We start from the raw sequence: 6,725 nt of genomic DNA on the forward strand, positions 1-6,725 counted from the left end.
GGGCTCTCCTCGAGCCCGTCTTCATTGACGAACACCAGCAAGCGGGGACCGTTGAGGAACAGCCGCGGCTGCTTGGATATCTGAATTATGTCGGCGTGCTTGGTGATCGCCCAGAACGGATCGGTCTTTGGATACTCGCACCAGAAAACCGGCTTGTGCTTGCGCAGGTACGTCCACTCGCGGTGCGGATAGCCGTTTTTCGCGTAGTGGTCAGGACCAATGATGTTCAACGATTCGAGCGAAAGTGCCTGTTCAGTTTCCATTAAAAATTGTCTCCGCGATTCCGCGAGTTCCCCTATCGATCCTGCATTCTGACCTGTCGCGCGAGCTGAGTCATCTAGTCGTCGCTGACCGTAATTGCCTGCCGGGGACAGAGCCGCGCCGCCAGCTTGAGCTTGTCGCGCATGCGCTCCGGCGGGTTTTCGAGTAACAGGTGGCTCTTGTCGTCGTCGCGCACCTCAAAGACTTCCGGCGCTGCCTCCTGGCATTTCATATTTCCCTCGCACAACTTGAGATCGACAACGACCTTCATAAGAGTAATCTCCTTGCCTACTAAATACGGACGACGATGGGATCTTATAAGAGGATAGTTCTTGCGACTAGGAGCGCAGAGGAACGCCGGGACGGATGCACCTGCGCCGAAATCCTGTTCGCCGCGCGTCCACCCTGCGAAAGGCTGGAACCTGCGCGAGATTATGAGGGAGAGCATCATTTTGTCAGTTCAGTGTGACTTACAGATAGCAAAGGACCGGAATAGCGCTGCCGTTGTGCTTTAAGGAACGCACGTCTTGACGGCAATCCTTGCGCAACGTCTCTCTTTCCTGCGATACCGAGTGTTATGTCAGTTAGCTCGAATCGCATCCCGGAGGATGGGCGATGTCCTACGATCTGATTATCAAAAACGGAACGGTGATCGACGGCACCGGCGCATTTCGACGCCGCGCCGACATCGCGGTCAAGAACGGAAAGGTCGCGGAGATTGGGAAAGTCACTGAAGGCGCCGCGCAAACGATCGACGCGTCGGACCTGATCGTGTCGCCGGGCTTCGTCGATCCGCATACTCACTACGATGCTCAGATCTGCTGGGACCCATTAGTCAGTTGCACTTCGTGGCATGGCGTGACGACCGTCGTGATGGGAAATTGCGGAGTGGGTATTGCGCCGTGCAAGCCCGCGGCGCGCGAGGTGGCGGCGTGGGACCTGGTCAACGTCGAGGCGATTCCGTTCGAGGCGCTGGCGAAGGGAATCAGCTGGGAGTGGGAGACCTTTCCGGAGTTCATCGCGGCGGCGGAGCGCCGCGGCGCCGGAATCAATCTCGCGTTCCTGGCGCCGCTGACTCCATTTCGGCACTACGTGCTGGGGGACGAGTCGATGGAGCGCGAGGCCACGCCCGACGAGACGACGCGGGTCGCGGAACTGCTGCGCGAGGCGGTAGATGCAGGCGCGTTCGGATTTTCCACCACGACCTTGCCGCAGCATATCGGCTACCAGGGACGTCCGCTGGCATGCCGGCTGGCGTCGACCGATGAGCTGAGGGCGTATGCCAACGTGCTGCGCGACGCCGGGCGAGGAGCGATCGAAGTAGCACTCACGCGGCGCGCGGGCCGGATATCGGAAGACGAGGAGGGATTGCTGGAATTCCTGCTCGATGAGAGCGAGCGCCCGGTCACCTGGCTCGCGATGGCGAGTCGGCCCGACAAGCCCGAGGCCAGCGCCGATACTCTGCGACGGCTCGATCCGCTGATCAAGCGCGGCGGAGTGCCGCAAGTGCTCTGCAAGCCATTCGTCATCCAGATGGATCTGCGCAATCCGTTTTCGTTCGCCGACATGGAGCTGTGGGGTCCGGTATTCAATCAGCCGCTCGAGCGGCAGAAGGAGTTCTACCGCAATCTCGAATTTCGCGGGGCCTTTCGCGAGGAGCTCAAGCGGCCGCATCTGTTCCAGGGCAGATGGAATCGGGTCGAGGTGCTCGAAGTCGCCAGTCTCGCGCTGAAACAATATGAGCGCAAAACCGTTGCCGAGGTCGCCGACCAGCGCCATCAGGATCCACTCGACACTTTCTTCGACCTCGCGCGCTCGAGGACGATCTCAACCTCCAGTACACGATGCAACAGTATCACGAGGAAGGAATTCAGCGGCTGATTTCAGACCCGCGCACGATGATCGGGCTGTCGGACGGCGGCGCGCACGTGAACATGCTGTGCGACGCCGGATACTGCACATACCTGCTCGGCACCTGGGTGCGAGAGCGGCAGGCAATGACGCTGGAGAATGCGATCAGGCGAATCACGTCGGAGCCGGCGGACTTCTTTGGAATCAAAGATCGTGGACGGCTCAAGGTCGGCCTACCGGCCGACGTGGCAATCTTCGACGAGCGAAAAATAGGTTCCGCCAAGCGCGCGCGCATGCAGCATGATTTGCCGGGCGGCGGCCGCCGACTCGTGATGCCAGCCGAGGGCGTCGAGTACACGATCGTCAACGGCGACATCCTGTACGAACATGGCCATCATTCGGGGTACCTGCCGGGGCAAGTGCTAAGGTCGGGCGCGTAGTAAGCTTCTGGTTCCTCTCCCCACGTGGGGCGAGGGAACCAGAGTGAGGGGCGAGGGAGCGGAAAGCGCGCCAACCCTTCACTCCGCGATTTTTTCTGTCATTCTTGAGATCGATGTTTGGATTCTCGCGGAAGCATCTGCTGATAATTGCGGTTCTCACCATGACCTCGACCTTTTCAGCACCACCCAGTTTTGCTCAACCGCCGCCGCTGATTCCGCGCGGCACTCTGCTCGGGAATCCTGAGCGCGCCAATCCACATATCGCGCCCGACGGCAAACGGCTGGCCTGGCTCGCGCCCGATGAACACGGTGTCCTCCAAGTCTGGGTGCAAACTATTGGCGGGCACGACGCGCGCGTCGTCACGGCGGACAAGAGCCGTGGAATTCAATCGTACGGCTGGGCGTACGATTCGAAAACGATCATTTATGCGCAGGATGCCGCCGGCGACGAGAACTTCCACCTGTTCGCCGTCGATCTCGATTCGGACAACGTCCGCGATTTGACGCCCTGGCAGGGCGTCCGCGCCGAGTCGGTCGCCTCCAACCCAAAATTTCCCGAGCGCATACTGGTTGCGCTCAATCTGCGCGATCGGAAGTTGATGGATGTCTATCGAGTAGATCTGCGCAGCGGTGCTGTCGAGCTCGATACCAAAAATCCGGGCGACGTCGCTGGGTGGCTGGCCGATGACGACATGGTCGTGCGTGCGGCGACGATCACAACGCCTGACGGCGGCACCGAAATTCGGATTCGCGACAACCCCGCGGGTCCGTGGCGGACGTTGATGAAGGCCGGGATGGAAGACGACCTCGGGGCGCTCGACTTCAGCAAGGACGGCAAATCCCTCTTTCTCACCACTTCGATCGGAACGAATACTGCCCGCGTGGTGCGCCACGATATTGCATCGGGGAAGGAAACGGTTATTGCGAGCAGTGACGACGCCGACCTGAGCGACGCGATGATTCATCCTACCCGTCACGTCGTGCAGGCCGCCGCGTTCGATCCCGGCCGGATGCATTGGACGGTAGTCGATCCATCAATCCAGGCCGACTTCGACGCGATCGCGAAAGTCGCCGATGAAGATTTCTCCGTTGCGGACCGCGACCTCGCCGATCAGACGTGGCTGGTCTCGTTCTCGAGCGACCGCGCGCCAGTGCGTTACTATTCGTGGGATCGCGCATCGCGGAAAGCGACCTTCCTCTTTAGCGTCCAGCCCAAACTCGACGACGCCCCGCTCGCGCCGATGAAGCCGATTGAGTTCACCGCCCGCGACGGAATGAAAATCAACGGATACCTCACGTTGGCAGTCGGCGTACCTGCGAAAAATCTGCCGATGGTGCTGGCGGTGCATGGTGGACCGTGGGGCCGCGATAATTGGGGTTTCAGTCCCTACACTCAACTGTTCGCGAACCGTGGATACGCGGTGCTGCAAATAAACTTTCGCAGTTCGACGGGATTCGGCAAGAAGTATGTGCACGCGGGCGATCGCCAATGGGGCCTCACGATGCAGAACGACCTGACCGACGGCGTCAAGTGGGCCGTGGACCAAGGCATCGCGGATCCGAAACGCGTCGCGATATTCGGCGGCTCGTACGGCGGCTATGCGGCGCTCGCGGGCGCGGCGTTCACGCCGGACCTCTATCGATGTGCGATCGACGAATGCGGCCCGTCGAACCTGTTCACGCTGCTGGCGTCATTTCCGCCGTATTGGGAGGTTGCCCGCTCGCTCTTCTTCACCAGGGTTGGCAATCCGGGCGATCCCAAAGACAAGGAACTGTTGACCGCGGCGTCGCCGCTGTTCTCCGCCGACAAGATAAAAATCCCGATGCTGATTGGTCAGGGCGCGAACGATCCGCGCGTCAAGCAGGCCGAGGCGGAGCAGATCGTCGAAGCGATCGCGAAGCATCGCGGGAGCGCGGTGTACGCTCTATACACCGATGAAGGCCACGGCTTCGTGCGGCCCGAAAACCGGCTCGACTTCACCGCCCGCATGGAAAAATTTCTGGCCGACAATCTGGGCGGACGCTACGAGCCGATGAAGGACGATCGTATGCCCGGCTCGACTGCGAAGCTCCGCGTCGTTGTCGGCGCATCGCCGTAGGCTCGCGCAGACGCTTCATCGATCAGTTGTGCTATGAAAAAACAGGCGGCGCTGGCGACGCAGTCGGCGCCCGTTTAATCCAGGAGAAGTCGTCATGGCCGAATTCGGAATCTCGATGTTCCCAACCGACTACGCAATCCAACCGATCGAACTTGCGCTCGCGGCAGAGCAACGCGGCTTCGAGTCGATGTTCTTTCCCGAGCACACTCATATCCCGGCGTCGCGCAAAACGCCGTGGCCCGGCGGCGCCGAGTTGCCGAAGGAATATTGGCACACGCACGATCCGTTCGTCGCGCTCGGCGCGGCGGCGGCAGTGACGAAGAAACTGAAACTCGGCACGGGAGTATGCCTGGTGATCGAGCGCGACCCGATCACGCTCGCCAAGGAAGTCGCATCGCTCGACATGATTTCCGGCGGACGCGTGATTTTCGGGATCGGCGCGGGATGGAACGTCGAGGAGATGGCGAATCATGGCGCACAATTCAAGCGGCGCTGGAAAATCGTCAAGGAAAAAATTCTCGCGATGCGCCAAATCTGGACCAAGGAGGCAGCCGAGTTTCACGGCGAGTTCGTGAACTTCGATCCGATCTGGTCGTTTCCCAAGCCGGTGCAGGCAGGTGGGCCACCGATCCTCCTCGGCTCGCAATCGCCCAAGACGTTCGATCGCGTCGCGGATTATTGCGACGGATGGATGCCAATCAATTTCCCGCGCTACGATCTCACCGCCGGTCTGAAGGCGCTCGCCGAAGCCGGCAAAAAAGCCGGGCGCGGCAAGCTTCCAGTCTCGATGTTCGGGGTCGGGCCGAACGACGAACACGTCAAAAAGTTCCTCGACCTTGGGCTCGACCGGCTGATCTTCGCGCTGCCATCGGCGACTCGCGACACGGTGCTGCCGTTGCTCGACAAATACGCCGAGATGAAAGCCAAGGCGCGTTAAATCACCTGATTGAATGCGGAACCCACCGTGGGTTCCGCATCTCCTTGGGCAGGGGTGACCCCTGCACCCAGTGAAAAGTACTAAGCGCAAAATGGCCAGGACGCCATTTTGCTCGCAGGTTCTTTTTTTGAGAAATGCTTGTGGGGGCCTCTCCGGGCTGGGGCTCTTGACTGGATCACTCTTGATCTTTAGTCTAGCCATCCTATCGACTAAGGTGTCGACGGAATGCTCTCGAAAAAGTCAAAATATGCGCTCAAGGCGATGATGGTATTGGCCAAGGAATATGGCCAGGGACCGGTGCTGATATCGGATATGGCGCAGCGCGAGGGTATCCCGCGCAAGTTCCTGGAGCTGATCCTGCTCGAACTCAAGAACCAAGGGCTGCTTCAGAGCAAGAAGGGCAAGGGCGGGGGATATTTCCTGGGACGCGAGCCGCGTGCGATCAGCGTCGGGCACATAGTACGCGTGCTGGACGGGCCAATCGCACCGCTGCCATGCGTCAGCAAGACCGCATACATGCGATGCCGCGAATGCCGCGACGAGCGGAGCTGCGGGATCAGGATCGTGATGAAGGAAGTTCGCGACGCGACCGCGAAGATAATGGACTCAACCTCTTTGGAGGACATGCTCAAGCGCGTCGAGGCGGTGGTTACCGGCAATGAGTCATTGAGTTTCGCGATCTGAAAACGAGGGGCAACTCTTTTTTTGAAGATTAGTCTAGTCATCTAATAGGATAGATTATGAAACCAGATTCGAATCTGACCAGCCGCGGCGACCTTCAATCAACGTCCGATCCGGAAAACGAAATTCTGCGGCGCATCGCAAGCGCAATCAGCGGCGTGCGTTTTGGATCGGTCGAGGTCGTAATTCAGGACTCGCGCGTGGTGCAAATCGAGCGCAAAGAGAAGTTTCGCTTCGACAAGACCGGTCGAGGATAACCATCCGATCCGATGATCGCCTGAGTGACTGAAATTTTTGAGAGGAGTCCCGGACCGGGGAAGGATCCGGGGTGCATCATGCCAGAGCCGTTGATCACTAACCGCGAGCTGACCGGTCATCCGGAAGTTCCCCAGACAACGAGGGACCTTTTGAGATGAGAAACCGCGCAACGCTCTTTTTCCAGGGGGTATTTATGAC

General features: G+C 59.7%; 7 protein-coding genes and 1 pseudogene. 6 read left to right on the plus strand and 2 right to left on the minus strand.

Annotated elements, in window-relative coordinates:
* Together VIW95_RS13055 and VIW95_RS13060 are read right to left on the minus strand one after the other, a co-directional pair.
* Nucleotides 1-263: pseudogene (locus tag VIW95_RS13055) on the minus strand (hypothetical protein); the annotation flags it as partial.
* A gap of 74 nt (nucleotides 264-337) precedes the next feature.
* Nucleotides 338-532, minus strand: a complete 195-nt coding sequence (locus VIW95_RS13060) for a ferredoxin (protein ID WP_324095306.1) — start codon at nucleotides 530-532, stop codon at nucleotides 338-340.
* A 344-nt stretch (nucleotides 533-876) separates the two neighbouring features.
* On the opposite strand from VIW95_RS13060, the gene VIW95_RS13065 reads away from it, so the two are divergent.
* The 6 genes from VIW95_RS13065 to VIW95_RS13090 all read left to right on the plus strand — a co-directional run bounded on the left by VIW95_RS13065 (nucleotide 877) and on the right by VIW95_RS13090 (nucleotide 6,526).
* Nucleotides 877-2,142 (plus strand): N-acyl-D-amino-acid deacylase family protein, encoded by a 1,266-nt coding sequence (locus VIW95_RS13065; RefSeq protein ID WP_331587185.1) that lies wholly within the window; start codon nucleotides 877-879, stop codon nucleotides 2,140-2,142.
* Complete coding sequence (locus VIW95_RS13070) at nucleotides 2,106-2,552, plus strand: amidohydrolase family protein (RefSeq protein WP_331587187.1); 447 nt, start codon at nucleotides 2,106-2,108, stop codon at nucleotides 2,550-2,552. Before VIW95_RS13065 ends, VIW95_RS13070 begins: the two co-directional genes overlap by 37 nt.
* 113 nt (nucleotides 2,553-2,665) lie before the next feature.
* Nucleotides 2,666-4,651 carry a S9 family peptidase gene (locus VIW95_RS13075; protein WP_331587196.1) on the plus strand — a complete coding sequence of 662 codons (1,986 nt, stop codon included), beginning with the start codon at nucleotides 2,666-2,668 and terminating at the stop codon, nucleotides 4,649-4,651.
* Nucleotides 4,652-4,745: 94 nt separating this feature from the next.
* Nucleotides 4,746-5,588 carry an LLM class F420-dependent oxidoreductase gene (locus VIW95_RS13080; protein WP_331587189.1) on the plus strand — a complete coding sequence of 281 codons (843 nt, stop codon included), beginning with the start codon at nucleotides 4,746-4,748 and terminating at the stop codon, nucleotides 5,586-5,588.
* Between the two features lie 225 nt (nucleotides 5,589-5,813).
* On the plus strand, nucleotides 5,814-6,272 hold the full coding sequence (locus VIW95_RS13085; protein ID WP_331587191.1) for an Rrf2 family transcriptional regulator: 459 nt from the start codon (nucleotides 5,814-5,816) through the stop codon (nucleotides 6,270-6,272).
* 56 nt (nucleotides 6,273-6,328) lie between these two features.
* The gene (locus VIW95_RS13090; RefSeq protein WP_331587193.1) at nucleotides 6,329-6,526 is read left to right on the plus strand and encodes a YezD family protein; all 198 of its coding nucleotides are present in this window, start codon (nucleotides 6,329-6,331) and stop codon (nucleotides 6,524-6,526) included.
* The last annotated feature ends 199 nt before the right edge of the window (nucleotides 6,527-6,725 follow it).

It is taken from the genome of Binatus sp. (SeqCode), assembly GCF_036522015.1.
GTDB lineage: Bacteria > Desulfobacterota > Binatia > Binatales > Binataceae > Binatus.